Below are 1,755 nucleotides of genomic sequence, written 5' to 3' on the forward strand. Positions count from 1 at the left end.
GTCCCCGCTCCGGACGCGGTCAGCGCGTGCGCGGCCACGTACCGGGCGATCCGGAACCGCTGCTCGACCAGCAGCAGCTCCATCGCCTGGAGCTTGAGCGACGTGTCGGTGGAGACCGGCTCGTCCACCATGCGCGCGCGCCCCTTTCCTCGGGTGTGCCGCCTCCGTGCGTGCGGGCCACCCCCATGCTCGGCGGCCCGCCGGGAACGGGCCACTCGGTGCCGGGCATCCGGCCGCTGCGGGGCCAGTGACGGGTTCCCGTGCGGGCCGCGGACCATGCGGGGCAGACTCGACGGCATGCGTACCGCGTACAGCGTCGAGACGGTCAGGACAGCCGAGCGTGCCCTCATGGCGCGGCTCCCCGACGGCACCCTCATGCAGCGGGCCGCCGCCGGGCTCGCCGCGGCCTGCGCGGACCTGCTCGGGCGGGTCTACGGCAGCCGGGTGGTGCTCCTCGTCGGCAGTGGCGACAACGGCGGCGACGCCCTGTACGCCGGAGCCCGGCTGGCCCGCCGCGGCGCCGGCGTCGCCGCCGTGCTCCTCGCCGGCGAACGCACCCACCCCGGCGGCCTCGCCGCCCTGCGCCGCGCGGGCGGCACCGTCGCCCGCCCGGAGACGGCCGAGGAGCTGATCGACCGGGCGGACCTGGTGATCGACGGCATCGTCGGCATCGGCGGCAAGGGCGGCCTGCGCCCCGCCGCGGCCCCGCTGGCCGAGCGCGCGGCGAGGGCGGCGGCCGCCGTCGTCGCCGTGGACCTGCCCGGCGGCGTCGAGGCCGACAGCGGGGAGGTCCTGGGCGCGGCCGTGCGCGCCGACCTGACCGTCACCTTCGGCACCCACAAGCCCGGGCTGCTGATCGATCCGGCCCGCGCCTACGCCGGCACCGTCCGCCTCGTCGACATCGGCCTGGGTCCCGAGCTGCCCGCCGAGCCGGACCTGGAGGCGCTGCAGCACGCCGACGTGGCCGCCCTGCTGCCCGTGCCGGCCGCCGAGAGCGACAAGTACCGCCGCGGTGTCGTCGGTGTCGCGGCCGGCTCCGCCCGCTACCCGGGCGCGGCCGTGCTCGCCGTGTCGGGCGCGCTGCGCGGCGGCGCGGGCGCCGTCCGGTACGTCGGCCCGGCCGGAGCGGCCGTCATCGCCCGCTTCCCCGAGACGCTCGTCTCCGACCAGGGGCCGCACCGGGCGGGCCGGGTGCAGGCGTGGGTCGTCGGGCCGGGCGCCGGGGACGACGCCGGGACCGTCGCCGAGGTGCTGGAGGCGGACGTGCCCGTGCTGCTCGACGCGGACGGCCTGCGCCTGGCCGACGTCGGGGCCGTGCGCTCCCGTACGGCCCCGACCCTGATGACCCCGCACGCCGGGGAGGCCGCCGCCCTGCTCGGCGTGGCGCGGGAGGAGGTGGAGGCCGCCCGCCTGGCCTCGGTGCGGGAACTGGCCGCCCGCTACCGCGCCACCGTGCTCCTGAAGGGCTCCACCACGCTGGTCGCCGGCCCCGACGGCGGTCCCGTACGGGTCAACCCGACCGGCACCCCGTGGCTGGCCACGGCCGGCAGCGGTGACGTCCTCTCCGGCCTGGCGGGCTCGCTGCTCGCCGCGGGCCTGTCCGCCCGCGACGCGGGCAGCGTCGCCGCCTACCTCCACGGCCTGGCCGGCCGCCACGCCGCCCAGGGCGCCCCCATCGGCGCGCACGACGTGGCGGATCACATCCCCGGGGCCTGGCGGGACGTGCGCGACGCCGTGGGCGGGTGAGAGCGGGCG

Annotated in this window: 1 protein-coding gene; it reads left to right on the forward strand. The window is 79.1% G+C overall.

Features of this window, described 5'->3' with window-relative positions:
- The first annotated feature begins 297 nt into the window (after window positions 1-297).
- A complete protein-coding gene (locus GV126_RS32575) occupies window positions 298-1,746 on the forward strand; it encodes an NAD(P)H-hydrate dehydratase (RefSeq protein WP_159674580.1) in 1,449 nt (482 codons plus the stop codon).
- The last annotated feature ends 9 nt before the right edge of the window (window positions 1,747-1,755 follow it).

Origin of the sequence: Streptomyces mexicanus (assembly GCF_902506575.1) — a bacterium.
In the GTDB taxonomy this organism is placed as follows: Bacteria; Actinomycetota; Actinomycetes; order Streptomycetales; family Streptomycetaceae; genus Streptomyces; species Streptomyces mexicanus.